Origin of the sequence: Streptomyces sp. NA04227 (assembly GCF_013364195.1) — a bacterium.
In the GTDB taxonomy this organism is placed as follows: Bacteria; Actinomycetota; Actinomycetes; order Streptomycetales; family Streptomycetaceae; genus Streptomyces.
This window is the reverse complement of record NZ_CP054918.1, coordinates 2,659,659-2,676,261: the sequence shown is the minus strand read 5'-3', so window position 1 is coordinate 2,676,261 and position 16,603 is coordinate 2,659,659. Positions and strand designations below refer to the sequence as shown.

Annotated in this window: 18 protein-coding genes and 1 pseudogene; 12 read left to right on the top strand and 7 right to left on the bottom strand. The window is 69.5% G+C overall.

Annotated features, from left to right (window positions below; translation table 11 throughout):
• The first annotated feature begins 59 nt into the window (after positions 1-59).
• Together HUT18_RS11220 and HUT18_RS11215 are read left to right on the top strand one after the other, a co-directional pair.
• Positions 60-434, top strand: a complete 375-nt coding sequence (locus HUT18_RS11220) for an STAS domain-containing protein (RefSeq protein ID WP_176100051.1) — start codon at positions 60-62, stop codon at positions 432-434.
• Positions 435-621: 187 nt separating this feature from the next.
• Positions 622-1,131 (top strand): ATP-binding protein, encoded by a 510-nt coding sequence (locus HUT18_RS11215; RefSeq protein ID WP_176100049.1) that lies wholly within the window; start codon positions 622-624, stop codon positions 1,129-1,131.
• Positions 1,132-1,317: 186 nt separating this feature from the next.
• Here HUT18_RS11215 and HUT18_RS11210 read toward each other — a convergent pair whose 3' ends face one another.
• Positions 1,318-2,838, bottom strand: a complete 1,521-nt coding sequence (locus HUT18_RS11210; RefSeq protein ID WP_176100048.1) for a peptide MFS transporter — start codon at positions 2,836-2,838, stop codon at positions 1,318-1,320.
• Between the two features lie 462 nt (positions 2,839-3,300).
• Here HUT18_RS11210 and HUT18_RS11205 point away from each other — a divergent pair, with 462 nt between their 5' ends.
• Positions 3,301-3,978, top strand: a complete 678-nt coding sequence (locus HUT18_RS11205; RefSeq protein WP_176100046.1) for a response regulator transcription factor — start codon at positions 3,301-3,303, stop codon at positions 3,976-3,978.
• Positions 3,979-4,024: 46 nt separating this feature from the next.
• On the opposite strand, the gene HUT18_RS11200 is transcribed toward HUT18_RS11205, so the two are convergent.
• Positions 4,025-4,429, bottom strand: a complete 405-nt coding sequence (locus HUT18_RS11200; protein WP_176100044.1) for a helix-turn-helix domain-containing protein — start codon at positions 4,427-4,429, stop codon at positions 4,025-4,027.
• A 120-nt stretch (positions 4,430-4,549) separates the two neighbouring features.
• On the opposite strand from HUT18_RS11200, the gene HUT18_RS11195 reads away from it, so the two are divergent.
• Positions 4,550-4,927 (top strand): VOC family protein, encoded by a 378-nt coding sequence (locus HUT18_RS11195; protein ID WP_176100042.1) that lies wholly within the window; start codon positions 4,550-4,552, stop codon positions 4,925-4,927.
• 70 nt (positions 4,928-4,997) lie between these two features.
• Positions 4,998-6,221: pseudogene (locus HUT18_RS11190) on the top strand (ATP-binding protein); the annotation flags it as partial.
• 191 nt (positions 6,222-6,412) lie between these two features.
• Here HUT18_RS11190 and HUT18_RS11185 read toward each other — a convergent pair.
• On the bottom strand, positions 6,413-6,949 hold the full coding sequence (locus HUT18_RS11185; protein WP_176104437.1) for a GtrA family protein: 537 nt from the start codon (positions 6,947-6,949) through the stop codon (positions 6,413-6,415).
• Positions 6,950-7,292: 343 nt separating this feature from the next.
• Between HUT18_RS11185 and HUT18_RS11180 the strand changes: the two genes are divergently transcribed.
• On the top strand, positions 7,293-8,444 hold the full coding sequence (locus HUT18_RS11180; protein ID WP_176100039.1) for a 5-(carboxyamino)imidazole ribonucleotide synthase: 1,152 nt from the start codon (positions 7,293-7,295) through the stop codon (positions 8,442-8,444).
• Entirely contained in the window at positions 8,441-9,010 is a 570-nt protein-coding gene (purE, locus tag HUT18_RS11175; RefSeq protein WP_254878530.1) for a 5-(carboxyamino)imidazole ribonucleotide mutase, read from the top strand. Before HUT18_RS11180 ends, purE begins: the two co-directional genes overlap by 4 nt.
• Before the next feature lie 84 nt (positions 9,011-9,094).
• Here purE and HUT18_RS11170 read toward each other — a convergent pair whose 3' ends face one another.
• Positions 9,095-9,523, bottom strand: coding sequence for an ATP-binding protein (locus HUT18_RS11170; RefSeq protein WP_176100037.1), 429 nt, complete (start codon positions 9,521-9,523; stop codon positions 9,095-9,097).
• 347 nt (positions 9,524-9,870) lie between these two features.
• Between HUT18_RS11170 and HUT18_RS11165 the strand changes: the two genes are divergently transcribed.
• Together HUT18_RS11165 and HUT18_RS11160 are read left to right on the top strand one after the other, a co-directional pair.
• Positions 9,871-10,758: a helix-turn-helix transcriptional regulator gene (locus HUT18_RS11165; protein ID WP_176100035.1), complete on the top strand. Its 888-nt coding sequence runs from the start codon at positions 9,871-9,873 to the stop codon at positions 10,756-10,758.
• A complete protein-coding gene (locus HUT18_RS11160; protein ID WP_176100033.1) occupies positions 10,745-10,954 on the top strand; it encodes a DUF397 domain-containing protein in 210 nt (69 codons plus the stop codon). Before HUT18_RS11165 ends, HUT18_RS11160 begins: the two co-directional genes overlap by 14 nt.
• Before the next feature lie 63 nt (positions 10,955-11,017).
• Here the strand turns inward: HUT18_RS11160 and HUT18_RS11155 are convergent, their stop codons facing one another.
• A complete protein-coding gene (locus HUT18_RS11155; RefSeq protein WP_176100032.1) occupies positions 11,018-11,404 on the bottom strand; it encodes a hypothetical protein in 387 nt (128 codons plus the stop codon).
• 90 nt (positions 11,405-11,494) lie between these two features.
• On the opposite strand from HUT18_RS11155, the gene HUT18_RS11150 reads away from it, so the two are divergent.
• The gene (locus tag HUT18_RS11150) at positions 11,495-11,713 is read left to right on the top strand and encodes a hypothetical protein (RefSeq protein ID WP_176100030.1); all 219 of its coding nucleotides are present in this window, start codon (positions 11,495-11,497) and stop codon (positions 11,711-11,713) included.
• Positions 11,714-11,762: 49 nt separating this feature from the next.
• Here the strand turns inward: HUT18_RS11150 and HUT18_RS11145 are convergent, their stop codons facing one another.
• Positions 11,763-12,317 (bottom strand): Uma2 family endonuclease, encoded by a 555-nt coding sequence (locus tag HUT18_RS11145; RefSeq protein WP_254878529.1) that lies wholly within the window; start codon positions 12,315-12,317, stop codon positions 11,763-11,765.
• A gap of 87 nt (positions 12,318-12,404) precedes the next feature.
• Here HUT18_RS11145 and HUT18_RS11140 point away from each other — a divergent pair, with 87 nt between their 5' ends.
• Together HUT18_RS11140 and HUT18_RS11135 are read left to right on the top strand one after the other, a co-directional pair.
• Positions 12,405-13,589: a dipeptidase gene (locus tag HUT18_RS11140; RefSeq protein WP_176100026.1), complete on the top strand. Its 1,185-nt coding sequence runs from the start codon at positions 12,405-12,407 to the stop codon at positions 13,587-13,589.
• Positions 13,590-13,877: 288 nt separating this feature from the next.
• Positions 13,878-14,996, top strand: a complete 1,119-nt coding sequence (locus HUT18_RS11135) for an NADH:flavin oxidoreductase (protein WP_176100024.1) — start codon at positions 13,878-13,880, stop codon at positions 14,994-14,996.
• Positions 14,997-15,054: 58 nt separating this feature from the next.
• Here HUT18_RS11135 and HUT18_RS11130 read toward each other — a convergent pair whose 3' ends face one another.
• A complete protein-coding gene (locus HUT18_RS11130) occupies positions 15,055-16,395 on the bottom strand; it encodes a UDP-glucose/GDP-mannose dehydrogenase family protein (RefSeq protein WP_176100023.1) in 1,341 nt (446 codons plus the stop codon).
• Positions 16,396-16,603 lie beyond the last annotated feature (208 nt).

The window sequence follows — 16,603 nt, the reverse complement described above, 5'->3', positions numbered from 1 at the left end:
AGGGCGTAGTGTTCAACAGCGTCAATCCACATCCACGACTGTCGGGAGAGAGTGACGGCATGGACCGCGGGACGGTCGGCAGTACCCATCGGGGCCGGCTCCTTGTCGAGGTACGGGATGAGGGCAGCAGCGCCGTCGTCACCCCGGCAGGCGAGCTGGACCATCACACCGCGGATCTGTTGCGCGAGCCGCTCGAAGCGTGTGTCGACCGCGGCCTGAGCCGCCTGGTCGTCGACTGCTCGCGGCTGGAGTTCTGTGATTCCACCGGGCTCAACGTGCTGCTCGGCGCCCGCCTGAAGGCGGAGGCGGAGGGCGGCGGCGTCCATCTCGCGGGCATGCTCCCGGTGGTGGCCCGGGTCTTCGAAATCACCGGTGCCGAGGCCGTCTTCACCCTCCACGACACCGTCGAAGAAGCACTGCGGCCGGGCGCGTGAAGCCGCGTTCCCCCGCTGTTCGCGGGCCTTCTCTCGCTGTGTGACGGACGCGTTACGAGCGTCACACGCGCCCCGGCAAATACGTGGGTGTTCTCACGCGGCGACCGGGCAGAAGACATTCTGGATCTGTCAACAGGCATAACGGCAAGTAGTGCCACGACTGGTGAATCGGTGAGGTGAAGTGCTGATGAGCACCACCCGGCCTTTCTCGCCGGGCGAGCGGGGCCCGGAACCGGGCGTCGCCGCTCCCGCGGGGGCCGAGGGCGCGCCCACGACCTCGGCCACCGGTCGCCAGGTCCGCAGACTCGGCTTCGAGGACGCCAGTGGCATCGTGCCGATGGCCCGCGACTTCACCCGTGACGCGCTCTACGCCTGGGGCTGGCTCCCGGCCACCGGAGCGGACCGGCGGGCCGCCGCCGAGGACGTCCTGCTGGTGGTCTCCGAACTGGTCACCAACGCCTGCCTGCACGCGGGCGGCCCCGAGGAGATGTGGATCTCCTGCGAGGGCAAGGTGCTGCGGATCGAGGTCCGCGACAAGGGCACCGGCAACCCCGCACCCCGTACCCCGCACCGCGCGGGCCGCCCCGGCGGCCACGGCATGTTCATCGTGCAGCGGCTCTGCCTGGACTGGGGCATCGTCCGTACCCCGGGCCTGACCGGCAAGACGGTCTGGGCGGAGCTGGGCGCGCCTTCCTGAGGGGAGCGGGGCCCAAGGGTCCACCCGTATACGTACGTTCCTTCCGTGGACGCACAGGCCTCTGTGGGCGCGCAAGGCCCCCGTGGACGCACCAGGCCTCCCGCCGTGAACGCACGTGAAGGCGCGTGAACGCACAAAGGGTCTCGACGCTCGCCGAGCGCCGAGACCCTTTTCCGTGCGAGCGGATCAGTGGACCTCGCCCATGTGGGAGCGGACCGTCTTGCGGTACATGTACACGGCGAACGCGGCGATGAGGGCAAGGATCGCCTCCGTGGCCACCACGCTCGACTTGTTGAGGTCGACACCGGCGATGGACAGCAGACCGGTGGTGCAGTCGCCCGCGGTGACCGCGAGGAACCAGACACCCATCATCTGCGAGGCGTACTTCTCCGGGGCCATCTTGGTGGTCACCGAGAGGCCGACCGGCGAGATGCACAGCTCACCGACGGTCTGGATCAGGTAGATGCCGACCAGCCACATCGGGCTGACCTTGCTGTCGGGAGAGGCGGCGGCCAGCGGCAGCAGGAAGAGCACGAAGGACAGACCGACCAGGCCCAGACCGGCGGAGAACTTCACCACCGTGCTCGGCTCCTTGGCCTTCTTCGCCAGGTAGAGCCACATCCAGGCGATCACCGGGGCGAGCGCCATGATCATGACCGGGTTGACCGACTGGAACCAGGAGACCGGGAAGTCGAAGCCGAAGATGACCGTGTTGGTCTTGGACTCGGCGAAGATCGACAGGGTCGAGCCGCCCTGGTCGTAGATCATCCAGAAGACGGCGGCGGCCACGAAGAACCAGATGTAGCCGTTCATCTTCGACTGCTCGTCGCGCGAGAGGTCCTTGTCCCGCTTGATCCGCGCCAGCACACCGATCGGGATGATCAGGCCGGCGATGGTGATCGGGATCAGGGCCCAGTTGAGCGTGTAGACGCCGGTGAAGACGACGACCGCGTAGAAGACCGCGACCAGGCCGGTGATGGCCAGCGTCTTGCGCAGGACCGAGCTGCGCTCCTCGGGGCTCAGCGGCTTGGGGACCTCGCTGGAGCGCGGGTTCAGGTGCCGGGTGCCGAGCAGGAACTGGGCCAGGCCCAGCGCCATGCCGAGGGCGGCGAGGGCGAAGCCGAAGTGCCAGTTGACCTTCTCGCCGACGGTGCCGATGATCAGCGGCGCACCGAAGGCACCGATGTTGATGCCGATGTAGAAGACGGTGAAACCGCCGTCGCGGCGCGGGTCCTCGGGACCGTCGTAGAGGTGGCCGACCATCGTCGAGACGTTGGCCTTCAGCAGACCCGAGCCGATCGCGACCAGGGCCAGACCGGCGAAGAACGCGCCCTGGCCGGGGATGGCCAGGGTCAGGTGGCCGAGCACCACGATCGAGGCGGAGATGGTGACCGTCTTGCGCGGGCCCCAGACCCGGTCGCCGAACCAGCCGCCGGGCATGGCGAGCAGGTAGACCATCGCCAGGTAGATGGAGTAGATCGCGGTCGCGGTGGCGGCGGTCATCGCGAGGCCGCCCTCCGCGGCCCCCTCCGCCGGGCCACCGGCGATCAGGTAGAGCGGGAGCAGGGCCTTCATGCCGTAGAAGCTGAATCGCTCCCACATCTCCGTCATGAAGAGGGTGGCCAGACCGCGGGGGTGGCCGAAGAAGGTCTTCTCGGAGCCGGGGGTTCCGGCGCGTGACGAGTCCTTCGTCAGGCTGGGCGCCATGTCGATCCTCTTGAGTTCGGGACGCGCCGCACAAGCGGGGGCGCGCCCTTGTGGGGGTCGGCCGGTACCGGGGCGCTCGCCGCCCCGCGTTCCGGGTGAGGGTGACGGCACCGGGGTCCGTGCCACGGCGCTTCCCGACGTCGTGGACCGGCCACAGATTCTCTTGACTTCTCTTGCACTTGAAGACTGAAGGGGCTCCAGCCCGGCACAAAAGAGACCCTTGGCACAAAATACGGGCCAAAGGTCCTTGAGCAGTGCAGTAATTCCGCGTCACCATACGGCACGACATGGGGGCGTATGGAAGGGTTTGAGAGATGGATCACAGGTAGCCGGGGAATCGCATACCCAGATTCGAAGGTTCATCACACCTTCTCATCGCTATGCCGCAGGGTGCGAATTGATGCACCGTGAGCAGAGCCGATCTCCGGGCGGGGCCCGAGCGGCGCGGACTACCATCAGCTCATGACCCGAGTACTGCTCGCCGAGGACGACGCGTCCATCTCGGAGCCGCTGGCCCGCGCTCTGCGCCGGGAGGGGTACGAGGTGGAGGTGCGCGAGGACGGACCCGCGGCGGCCGACGCCGGACTCAAGGGCGGCGTCGACCTGGTCGTCCTCGACCTGGGGCTGCCCGGCATGGACGGCCTCGAAGTCGCCCGCAGGCTGCGGGCGGAGGGGCACACCGTGCCGATCCTGATCCTCACCGCCCGCGCCGACGAGGTGGACACGGTGGTCGGGCTCGACGCCGGCGCCGACGACTACGTCACCAAGCCCTTCCGGCTCGCCGAACTCCTCGCCCGGGTACGGGCCCTGCTGCGGCGCGGCTCCGCCGAGCCCAAGGAGGCGCCCGCCACCCACGGCGTACGGATCGACGTCGAGTCGCACCGCGCCTGGATGGGCGAGGAGGAACTCCAGCTCACCGCCAAGGAGTTCGACCTGCTGCGGGTCCTGGTGCGCGACGCGGGCCGGGTCGTCACCCGCGACCAGCTGATGCGCGAGGTCTGGGACACCACCTGGTGGTCCTCCACCAAGACCCTCGACATGCACATCTCCTGGCTGCGCAAGAAGCTTGGCGACGACGCGGCCAACCCGCGCTACATCGCCACGGTGCGGGGCGTGGGTTTCCGCTTCGAGAAGAGCTAGCGGAGCCGGGAGAGCCGGACGAGCCGGGCGTCACCGTCCTCCCGTGTCACCGCCCTGCCGCGTCACCGTCCCGCGCGGCGAAGCGGCGGCGTGCGGCCTCGATCTCGTCCAGGTAGCGGCGGGTCCAGGCGCACATGCCGTTCACGGTGTCGCGCAGGGCCTCGCCCGCCTCGGTGAGGCGGTACTCCACGCGGGGCGGCACCGTCGCGTACACGGTCCTGTGCACCACTCCGTCCCGCTCCAGTCCGCGCAGGGTCTGCGTGAGCATCTTGTGGCTGATGCCCTCGACCTCGGTCCGCAGCTCGGTGAACCGCAGGGTGCGCGTCCCCAGGACGTTGATGAGCAGCAGGGCCCACTTGTTGGCCACCCCCGAGAAGATCTCGCGTGCCAGGGAATCGGCGCGCAGTACGTCCGCGTCCTCGGGCACATCCCGGGCCTGCTGGGTTTCCATCGGGTGCCTCTCTCACCTAAAAGTGCGTTCTTCCACGTCAGAGCCTACTCACCTACGGTTCCCGAGTAACCGGAAGAGAGCACGGGGCCAGAGCCCCGGACGAGAGCAACGGGGGCAGCGGTGACCATCCTGAGGACCTACGCACGTCTGTGGACCGACGACCTGGACCGTGCGCTGCCGCTGCTGGAGCAGCTCACCGGCGAACAGCCCCACCTGCGGCTGTCGTTCCACGCGGTCGGCCTCGCGGCCATCGGCGACTTCCTGGTCATCGCGGGGGCGCCCGAGGAGCGCGCGAAGTACGCCGACGCCTCCGCGACCGTCGTCGTCGACGATCTCGACGCCCTGCGAGCGACCTTGGAGGCCGCAGGCGCCACCGTCACCACTCCCACGACCCACGGCCCGACGGGACGGTTCCTGTACGCCCGGCACGCGGACGGAGCGGGCGTCGAGTACGTCGAATGGCACCCGGAACTGGTCGACAGACTCATCCGCGCATAGCGTCGCCGGTTCACCGCGAACCCCACCGCCCCGGCCCTGCCCGCCCCCTGCCTGTGGCACCCTCGGGTCCATGCGCCGCCGACTGATCAACTCCACGCTCGCCGTGGTGCTCGTGGTGATCGCCGTGTTCGGGGTCTCGCTCGTCATCGTCGAGACCCGCACCATCAGCACCAGTGCGCAGGAGCGCGTGGACTCCGAGGCGGTGCGCCTGGTGAGCATCGTCGACAGCCGGCTGCTCGGCAAGGAGAACATCAGCGCGGAGATCCTGCGCGACCAGATCGAGCACGGCCGGTACGCCATCGTGGAGATCCCGGGGCGGGCGCCCATCCGGATCGGCGACAAGCCCGGCGGCGGCGTCATCGAGTCCTCCGCCAAGGGGGAGCAGGGCGAGCGGGTCACGGTCCAGGACTCCAGGGACACGGTCACCCGTGAGGTCGGCCGCACCCTGCTGATCATCGGCGCGGTCGCGCTGCTCGCCGTGATCGCCGCGATCCTGCTCGCCCTGCGCCAGGCCAACCGGCTCGCCTCACCGCTCACCGACCTCGCCGAGACCGCCGAACGCCTCGGCTCCGGCGACCCCCGGCCCCGGCACCGGCGCTACGGGGTGCCCGAACTCGACCGCGTCGCCGACGTCCTGGACGCCTCCGCCGAACGCATCGCCCGTATGCTCACCGCCGAACGCCGCCTGGCCGCCGACGCCTCCCACCAGCTGCGCACCCCGCTCACCGCACTGTCGATGCGGCTGGAGGAGATCACGGTCACCGACGACCTGGACACCGTGAAGGAGGAGGCCTCCATCGCGCTCACCCAGGTCGAGCGGCTCACCGACGTGGTCGAGCGGCTGCTCACCAACTCCCGTGACCCGCGCACCGGTTCGGCCGTCTCCTTCGACCTGGACCATGTCATCAAGCAGCAACTGGAGGAGTGGCGCCCGGCCTACCGCAACGAGGGCCGCGCGGTCGTCAGCTCGGGCAAGCGGGGCCTGCGCGCGGTCGGCACCCCGGGCGCCGTGGCCCAGGTGCTCGCCGCCCTCATCGAGAACTCCCTGATGCACGGCCGCGGCACCGTCGCCCTGCGCACCCGGGTACGCGGCAACCAGGTCGTGGTCGAGGTCACCGACGAGGGCGCGGGCGTCCCCGGCGACCTCGGCGCCCGCATCTTCGAGCGCACCATCAGCGGCCGCAACTCCACCGGCATCGGCCTCGCCGTCGCCCGCGACCTGGCCGAGGCCGACGGCGGCCGCCTGGAAATGCTCCAGACCGGCCCCCCGGTCTTCGGCCTGTTCCTCTCCCGCGCCACGAAGAGCCGAAGGAGGCTCGCCGCGGATCAACCGGAGGAAGGAAACGCACCGGAGCGGGAGCGGGAGCGCGGGGACGGCGATGGCGGTACGGGTGGACTGCTCGGGCCGCGTTGAGCCGTAAGGGGGGAGGCCGTAAGGGACGGCCGTGAGAGAGACGAGGCCGTTAGAGACGAGAGGGCGGGGACTCAGCGGCCCCGCTGCGAAGCGGGCTCGCGCCGCTCGCTCTCGCTCTCCAGGATGGCCTCGGCGCTCGCCGTGACCGCCTCGCCCTCGCCGGTGGGCAGCGCGCGGAAGACCCAGGAACGGTACGACCAGAAGCGGAACAGGGTCGCGATGCCGATACCGAGGAACTTGAAGACGTTGCTCTGCAGCGGGCTGTCCCAGTCGAAGCCGTACGTGGCGGTGTAGAGCACACCGTTCTCGATGACCAGGCCCACCGCGCTGAACAGCAGGAACAGGCTCATCTCACGCGTACGGCCACTCTTGTCGCGGTCGCGGTAGGTGAAGTAGCGGAACCCCACGTAGTTGAACGCGATCGCGACCACCGTGGCGATCACACTGGCCCGCACCACCTGGAGATCGGTGAAGTGCCGCACCAGGTTGAAGACGGCGAGGTTGACCAGCAGTCCGGCGCCGCCCACGGCACCGAACTTCGCCAGCTCACGCGTCAGCACACTGACGCGCAGCCGTAGTGCGCCTGGCGTGTGACCACCGTGGTCCATGGTCGCCCGGCCCCCGTCCGTCGGAATCTGGAGTGTCGTGCCGCGAAATGCGGACGTGGCCATGCTAACCACGGGGCGCGAGCCGCGCTCAGCGGTAGTTGATGCCTGTGGCAAGGACGTGACGAAGAGCTCGTCGGCGGACACGGTACGAAAGGCGCCGGGCGGCGACCGGTGGCGACCCGGATTCACCCGGGTCCTGCGCGGCCGGGGCTGCCCCGGACCGGCCCTGGACCGGTTCCGGCCCCGCCCAGAACCCGCTCCGGACCGGCTCCGGAGCGGTTCCGGACAGGCCCCGGAAATCGGACTGGAAAGGACCCGTTCGCATGGCCGATACCCTGGGGTCGTGACATTCCCCGTAATCGGCATGGTCGGCGGCGGACAGCTCGCCCGTATGACCCACGAGGCGGGTATCCCGCTCGGCATCAGGTTCAAGCTGCTCAGCGACACCCCGCAGGACTCCGCGGCCCAAGTGGTCGGCGACGTCGTCGTCGGCGACTACCGCGATCTGGACACCCTGCGTGCCTTCGCCCAGGGCTGCGACGTGATCACCTTCGACCACGAGCACGTCCCGACGGAGCATCTGCGCGCCCTGGAGGCGGACGGCATCCCGGTCCGGCCGGGGCCCGAGGCGCTGGTGCACGCCCAGGACAAGGGCGTGATGCGCGCGAAGCTCGACGAGATCGGCGTACCTTCGCCGCGCCACCGCATCGTCACCGACCCGGCGGACGTGGAGGCCTTTGCGGCCGAGGGCTCCGGCTTCCCGGTGATCCTGAAGACCGTGCGCGGCGGCTACGACGGCAAGGGCGTCTGGATGGTCCGCTCCGTGGCGGACGCCGCCGAGCCCTTCCGCGCCGGGGTGCCCGTTCTCGCGGAGGAGAAGGTCGACTTCGTACGGGAACTGGCCGCCAACGTGGTCCGCTCCCCGCACGGCCAGGCCGTCGCCTACCCGGTGGTCGAGTCCCAGCAGGTCGACGGCGTCTGCGACACCGTCATCGCCCCCGCCCCCGGCCTGGACGAGAACCTGGCCCTGCGGGCGAGCGAACTGGCGCTGCGCATCGCGCGGGAACTCGGCGTCGTCGGCCACCTCGCGGTCGAGCTCTTCGAGGTGCGCGACGCCGACGGCAACCCCCAGGTCCTGGTCAACGAGCTGGCCATGCGCCCGCACAACTCCGGCCACTGGACCCAGGACGGCGCCGTCACCTCGCAGTTCGCCAACCACGTACGCGCCGTACTGGACCTGCCGCTCGGCGACCCGCGCCCGCGCGCGCCCTGGACCGTGATGGCCAACGTCCTCGGCGGCGACTACCCCGACATGTACACCGCGTACCTGCACTGCATGGCCCGCGACCCCGAGCTGAAGATCCACATGTACGGCAAGGACGTGAAGCCCGGCCGTAAGGTCGGCCACGTCAACACGTACGGCAGCGACCTGGACGAGGTCCTGGAGCGCGCCCGTCACGCCGCCGGCTATCTCAGAGGAACGATCACCGAATGACTCCCGCCCCCACCACCTCCGGCCAGGACGCGTCGCAGATCACGCAGGTCGGCATCGTCATGGGTTCCGACTCCGACTGGCCCGTCATGGAGGCCGCCGCCAAGGCCCTCGACGAGTTCGAGATCCGCTACGAGGTCGACGTCGTCTCCGCACACCGCATGCCGCGCGAGATGATCGCGTACGGCGAGCAGGCGGCCGGCCGCGGCCTCAAGGCGATCATCGCGGGCGCGGGCGGCGCGGCCCACCTCCCCGGCATGCTCGCCTCGGTCACCCCGCTCCCGGTCATCGGCGTACCCGTCCCGCTGAAGTACCTCGACGGCATGGACTCCCTGCTCTCCATCGTCCAGATGCCCGCCGGAGTCCCGGTCGCCACGGTCTCGGTCGGCGGCGCCCGCAACGCGGGCCTCCTCGCCGCCCGCATGCTCGCCGCCTTCGACGAGGAACTCAGCGCCCGCATGCGCGAGTTCCAGCAGGAACTCAACGAACAGGCCACGGAGAAGGGCAAGCGGCTGCGCGCCAAGGTCGAGGGCGCGGGGGGCGGGTTCGGGTTCGTGACGGGTAAGTAGCCCCAGGGCATTCGACATTCCGCCTCGGCGGCCGGGTCTTCGTACCCGGCCGCCGAGGCGTTCGTATGCCGGCGTCCGTGGCTGTCATCGCGCTTTCACCTGCGCCCAGACGGCCTTGCCGAACGGGATGTCGTAGATGCCCCACAGCCCCGGGCACAACGCGTCGAGGATGGCCAGCCCGCGCCCGCGTTCCCGCGTGTCGGACGTGGGCCGGGCACGGGGGCGGCGCCGTACGGGGTCGTGCACTTCGATACGCGTACGGACGAGATCGGTATCGAGGCGGAGGCGGAACGAGTCACCGGGCTCGGTGCCGTACCGGATGGCGTTGGTGACGAGTTCGCTGGTGATGAGGACGACGGTGTCGAGGTAGTCCTCGTGTGCGAAGGGCGCATGGCGTGCGACGTACACGCGCGCGAACTCCCTTGCGATGCGGGCGAATTGGGGTGTGCCGGGGAGTACGAGGCTGGCGGGTGGGGGGAGTTCGGGGACTTGCGAGTGGTGGGGGGATGGCATGGGGGATTGCCGTTGCTCAGTCACATCACGTTCCCTGACTGCTCTGCCCCAACTCGGCTGGGGCTAGTGGGCGTTCGGATGATGACGGCCGCTGCTGCGCTCGCGCGTTCCTCTTCCGGCGCAAGCTGACGGCACGCCAAGCGGCCCTGCTCGGCGCGCAGTTGGCGGCTTACGCACCGTGACCGGATTTCAGCCTGCCGTGATCGCGAGCGTGGATGCAAGACTACATTTCAAGGATCCGGGATTTACTTCTCGAACGTTTGAAGTGCATTACGGATCGAGTCAACGCACCACTACATTCCGGGCGTTGGCGGTGCTACAAATCGGAGCAGAGGAAGGGATGACCGGTGGCGGAGGGAACGACCGGATCGACAGTGCCGAGGCGCCAACTCGGGCGGTACTTACGCGAGCTTCGAGGGCAGGCTCGATTCACTGTCCGTGCGGCGGCGCGCCAACTCGAATGGTCCGAGCCGAAGATCTGGCGCATCGAGACCGGGCAGACATCGATGCGAAGCCACGATGTCAGGACGATGTGCGAGATCTACGGCGCTTCGGCGGAGATGACCGAGGCGCTGATGGGCCTGGCCAAGGAGACCAAGGCGCGGGGGTGGTGGCATGCCTACGGGGACGTCATTCCGGCAACCTTCAACGTGTACGTCGGCTTGGAAGAGGCTGCGGCAAGCCAGTGCCTCTACCACAGTGATCTCGTCCCGGGAGTGCTCCAGACCGACGGGTATGCGCGCGACGTCATCCGCACCCACCTTGCCGAGATCAGCGAGGAGGAGCTTGACCGGCGTGTGCGCCTGCGCATCGCGCGTGGGACGCTCCTCACGCGGGTAACCGACCCGCCGACGTTGCGAGTTGCCTTGAGCGAGTCGGTGCTGCGGTATCCCGTCGGCGGACCCAAGGTGATGGCTCGCCAACTGGCGCACCTCGTCTACGTGTCCGAGCTGCCCAACGTGACGATCCGAGTGGTGCCCTTCTCGGTGGGCACACATCCGGGTCTCATGACCGGACCCTTCAACCTCCTTCGCTTCCCGCTCAACGGCGACGGGAAGGAGACGGAGCCCCCGACGGTGTACTCGGATGGGTACACAGGAGGCTTGTACTTGGACAAGCCGAACGAGGTGGAACAGTACGAAGCGGCGTTCCAGGGAATCTGGGAGGCTGCACTCGACGAGCGGGCATCGCAACGCCTGCTTTCAGATGTGGCAGGGAGCTATGAACACGGTTGATCTGGAAAACGCAATGTGGTTCAAGTCGAGCCACAGCAACGGAACCCATGACTGTGTGGAGGTCGCCGTCCTCGGTAACGCTGTCGCGACGCGCGACAGCAAACTGCACGGCACCGGCCCCGTCCTGATGGCTGGTTCGGGAGCCTGGCAGGCGTTCATCTCCGGAGCGGCGGCGGGCACGCTCGACGCGTCGTAGAGCACGGCAATGCCCCGACACTTGGTCGGGGCATTGCCGTGTGCGGCCTCGCGGCGTGCCCGTTCAGTCGTCCGCGAGCTCGCAGTCCTCGCCCTTGATCCTGTTCTTGGCGTCGTTCCCGTCGACCGATTTGACCGCGTCGGCGTGCAGGGTCGCCGTCTTGCAGATGACCCGGGTCTTTCCGTCGCTGTCCGCCGGGAGGGGCGACCCCGGCTGGTTGAGGATGATGTGTACCGGGCCCTCGACCGGTCCCGAGGCGGGCGCGCCCTGGGACGGCGTGCAGTCCGCGCCGTCAACGACCGGCGGGTGGGCGGGCTTTGACGGCAGGGTCACGTTGCAGGTGTACGCCGGTTCGGCGTCCGCCACGGCGACGGCGGGTACGGCGGCGAGCAGGCCGGCGGTGAATCCGACGGTCAGGGCGATGCGGGTGGCCCGGCTGGATGAGCGCACGGGGATCCTTTCTCTGGCTCTGATGTCACGTAAAGCGACCATGAGATTACCAAGAGTGTTCCCTCTGGCCTGTCTTCGTGGCGGTGCGTCATGCCGAGCCGACGGCGCGGATTCAGAGGGGGCGGTAACTCCGACCACCTGCCCGTCGCTCTCGGCGGTGGCTGGCAGGGCTACACCGACTTCAGCGACACCGGCGTCGTCCTCACCTGCGCCGGACGACCCGCTTCTCTCGTGGTGAGCGTGAACGCCGACGAGCCCGAAGCGGACGCCGTCCAGACGCGGAAGGTCGCCCGGAAGCTTCCGGAGTGATGGTCGACCGTCGCCTCGGAAACGGAGCCCTGGCTGCCCCCGTTCGCTGTCAGACGTAAGGGATGAGCCGTGCGAGGTCCAGGTCGAAGCCGAAGGGTTCGGGGATGCGGATGGTCTCGCCGAACTTCTGGTCCGTACGCGTGTGGTACTTGGCGCCGTTGGGCTGGGAGAAGAGCGTGACCGTGGAGTCGCGGGCGTCGACGATGAGGTACAGCGGGATGTGCATCACGGCGTAGTCCCTCAGCTTGCCCACCCAGTCGTTCTCCGGGTTCGAGGGGGAGACGATTTCGATGGCGATCAGGGCGAGGTCGGCATCGAAGATGCCCTGCTCCCCTGTCATGGCCTCGTCCGGCAGATAGGTCAGGTCGGGGTTCCTGACCTTCGCGGCTTGTGGCGACTGGAGGTCGGAGTTCTCCGTGGGGAGGTATTCCTCCGGCCGGTGCGTGTCGAACTGGGAGCGGAGGTGAAAGAGGTTGCGTTGGTGGATCGCGGACGGGGCCGGCCGCATGATGATCGTCCCGTCGGTGTACTCCACCTTCACGCCTTTGGGGGCGATTCGCCGGGCCTCTTCGAATAGTTCGAGGTGACGGGGCTCGACGCTCACGGTGTCCTCCACAGGATCTGTGACCAGCCTAGCCATCCACAAAGTCACCGGCGACGGCCGGAGCGGCGCCCCGGTAAGTTGACCGTCATGAGCTTCCTGGACGATGCACATGACCTCCTGCGAGAGTTCCCCGTCGTCGACGGTCACAACGACCTTCCCTGGGCCCTGCGTGAGCAGGTGCGCTACGACCTCGACGCACGCGACATCGCGACCGACCAGAGTGCCCATCTGCACACCGACTTGGCGCGGCTCGGCAAGGGCGGGGTGGGCGCGCAGTTCTGGTCCGTGTACGTACGCACCGACCTGCGGGGCGACGAAGCGGTCAGCGCGACGCTCGAACAGATCGACTGCGTCGAGCAGTTGACCAATCGCTACGAGGCGGACCTGCGCCGGGCCCGTACCGCCGCCGACATGGAGACGGCCCGGTCCGAGGGCCGCATCGCCTCGCTGATGGGTGCCGAGGGCGGGCACTCCATCAACAACTCGCTCGCCACCCTGCGCGCCCTGTACGCGCTCGGCGTGCGCTACATGACGCTCACGCACAACGACAACATCGACTGGGCCGACTCCGCCACGGACGAGCCCCGGGCCGGGGGCCTGACCGACTTCGGCCGTGCCGTCGTGGCGGAGATGAACCGCTGCGGGATGCTCGTGGACCTCTCGCACGTGGCCGCGAGCACCATGCGCGACGCGCTCGACGCGTCCGTGGCGCCGGTCGTCTTCAGCCACTCCTCGGCGCGGGCCGTCTGCGACCACCCGCGCAACGTCCCCACCGACGTCCTGGAGCGGCTGCCCGCCAACGGCGGTGTCGCGATGGTCACCTTCGTGCCCAAGTTCGTGCTCCCGGCGGCGAGCGAGTGGACCCGGCGGGCCGATGAGAACCTGCGCGCGCACGGTTTCCACCACCTCGACACCACCGCCGAGGCGATGAAGCTGCACCGCGCCTTCGAGGAGAGCAACCCGCGCCCCGCGGCCACCGCCGCCACGGTCGCCGACCACCTCGACCACGTGCGCGAGGCCGCGGGCGTCGACCACATCGGCATCGGCGGCGACTACGACGGCACCGCCTTCACCCCCGAGGGCCTCGACGACGTCTCCGGCTACCCCAACCTGATCGCCGAACTCCTCGGCCGCGGCTGGTCCCGCGCCGATCTCGCCAAGCTCACCTGGCAGAACGCGGTACGGGTACTCGGCGCTGCCGAGGACGTCGCGGCGGACCTCCAGTCCCGTACGGCGGTGTCGAACGCGACGATCGAGGAACTGGACGGCTGAGCGGGGGCGGTACGTCGGGGCGGTACGTCGCCCGCTCCGCCGTACCCGGCGGCGGGCGGCGGGCGGCGTGCCGCGGGCCGCACAGAGCACACGTCGGCATGCGCCGAGAGGCGTCGGCATGCGCCGAGACCCGTCGGCATGCGCCGAGATGTCTCGGCATGCGTCGACACGTCTCGACGTGCGCCACGCAACACCCGCGTCCGGGAATGGCTGTCCGCCCCCGACGGCTGTTACGGACTGCGGCCCCTCGCGCCGCCCCGTACCTACCGCCCTCGTCCCAGGAGCGACATGAGCAACCGGATGCGCGCTGCCGAGATCCTCGACCGGCCCCTGACCCTGAACAGCCTGACCGTGCGCAACCGGATCGCGATGGCGCCGATGACCCGCAAGTTCTCGCCGGGCGGTGTACCCGGTGAGGACGTCGCCCGGTACTACGCGCGGCGTGCGGCGGCCGGGGTCGGGCTGATCGTCACCGAGGGCACCTACGTCGGCCACGACGCGGCGGGCACCAGCAACAGCGTGCCCCGGTTCCACGGTGCGGACGCCCTCGCGGGCTGGGAGCGAACGGTCGAGGCCGTGCACGCCGAGGGCGGTGCGATCTTCCCGCAGCTCTGGCACGTCGGTACCGCCCGCAAGGCCGGAGCGGGGCCGGTGGCCGAGGCGCCTTCGATGGGCCCCTCCGGGATCGCGCTGGACGAGGAGCACTCGGCCACCGCGTACACCATGACCCTGGCCGACATCGACGCCGTGATCGCCGCGTTCGCCGAGTCGGCCGCCGCCGCCAAGGCCCACGGGTTCGACGGCATCGAGATCCACGGCGCCCACGGCTACCTGCTCGACCAGTTCCTCTGGGCCCGCACCAACCGCCGTACCGACGCCTACGGGGGTGACGCCGTCGCCCGTACCCGCTTCGTCGCCGAGATCGTCGCCGCGGCCCGCGCCGCCGTCGGTCCCGAATTCCCCATCGCGCTGCGCCTGTCGCAGTGGAAGCAGAGCGACTACCAGGCGCGGCTGGCCGAGACCCCCGAGGAACTCGACGCCCTGCTCGCTCCGCTGACGGCGGCCGGTGTCGACGTCTACCACGCCTCGACCCGCCGTTACTGGACCCCGGAGTTCGAGGGCAGCGATCTCAACCTCGCGGGCTGGACGAAGAAGCTCACCGGGCTGCCCGTGATCAGCGTCGGCTCGGTGGGCCTGGACAGCGAGTTCCTGGAGTCGTTCGCCGGCCAGGGCGGCGCGGTCACCAAGGTCGACGGGCTCCTCGACATGCTGGAGCGCGAGGAGTTCGACATGGTCGCCATCGGCCGCGCCCTGCTCGCCGACCCCGAGTGGGCGCGCAAGCTTCTGGAGGGCCGTACCGACGAGCACCGTGCCTTCGAGGCCGAGGCCCTGCAGACCCTGCACTGAGCGCGGGCCGTGGCCCCCACCTGAGGCGACCTGCCGCGCACCGGCAGGTCGCACGGGGTCAGGCAGCCGGACGGCCCATCGCCCGGTACGTCCACCCGGCCGCGCGCCACAGCGTGGGGTCCAGGGCGTTGCGGCCGTCCAGGATCAGGCGGCCCGCGACCACGGCACCCACCTCGGCCGGGTCGAGTTCGCGGAACTCGCGCCACTCGGTGAGGTGCAGGACGACGTCGGCGCCGCGTGCGGCCTCCAGCGCGCTGTCCGCGTAGCCCAGGGTCGGGAACAGGCGGCGGGCGTTGTCCATGCCCTTGGGGTCGTAGACGGTGACCTGTCCGCCCTGGAGGTGGATCTGGCCGGCGACGTTGAGGGCGGGGGAGTCGCGTACGTCGTCGGAGTCCGGCTTGAACGCGGCACCGAGGACGGCGACCCGCTTGCCGAGGAAGGTGCCGCCGACCGCCTCGCGGGCCATCTCCACCATCGCGCCGCGGCGGCGCATGTTGATGGAGTCGATCTCGCGCAGGAAGGTCAGTGCCTGGTCCGCGCCCAGCTCACCGGCGCGGGCCATGAACGCCCGGATGTCCTTGGGCAGGCAGCCGCCGCCGAACCCGATGCCCGCGCGCAGGAACTTGGCGCCGATCCGGTCGTCGTGGCCGATCGCCTCGGCCAGCTTGGCGACGTCGCCGCCACCCGCCTCGCAGACCTCTGCCATCGCGTTGATGAAGGAGATCTTGGTCGCGAGGAAGGAGTTCGCGGAGGTCTTCACCAGCTCGGCGGTGGGGAAGTCGGTGACCACGAAGGGGGTGCCCTCGGCGAGCGGCTTCGCGTAGACCTCGCGCAGCAGCCGTTCGGCGTGCTCGCTGCGCACACCGGCGACGATCCGGTCCGGGTGCAGCGTGTCCTGTACGGCGAAGCCCTCGCGCAGGAACTCCGGGTTCCAGGCCAGCTCCACCCCGTCGCCCGCGGGCGCGACCTCGCGGATACGGGTGGCAAGGCGCTCGGCGCTGCCGACCGGGACGGTGGACTTGCCGACCACCAGCGCGGGCTTGGTCAGGTGCTTGGCCAGCGACTCCATCGCGGCGTCGACGTAGCTCATGTCACAGGCGTACTCGCCGTGCTTCTGCGGGGTGTTCACACAGACGAAGTGCACATCGCCGAAGTCGGCGATCTCGGCCCAGTCCATCGTGAACCGCAGCCGACCCGAGGAGCCCTCGATACCGGCGACATGGGCGCGCAGGAGGTCTTCGAGACCCGGCTCGTACATCGGGACCTCACCCCGGCCCAGCATGTCGACCTTCTCCGGCACCACGTCCAGACCCAGCACCTCGAAGCCCAGCTCCGCCATGGCCGCGGCGTGGGTGGCGCCGAGGTAGCCGGTGCCGATCACGGTGATCTTGAGGGCCATGGAAACTCCAGTGCTCCGTCGGGGGCGGTGTGTCGCACACGGTTCGGCGCGCGCCCAGAGCATAGTCGCGAGCGCCTGACGCCGACCCTCCGCCTTGTCGGCAAGCTCACGTGTCCGAGCGCTGGACCGGCCGCTTAAAGTTGGGTTACTTAACAGTAGTTAGCGTGTCTGCAATGAGGCGTACGTACCGTCCTGACCGCAGAACCCT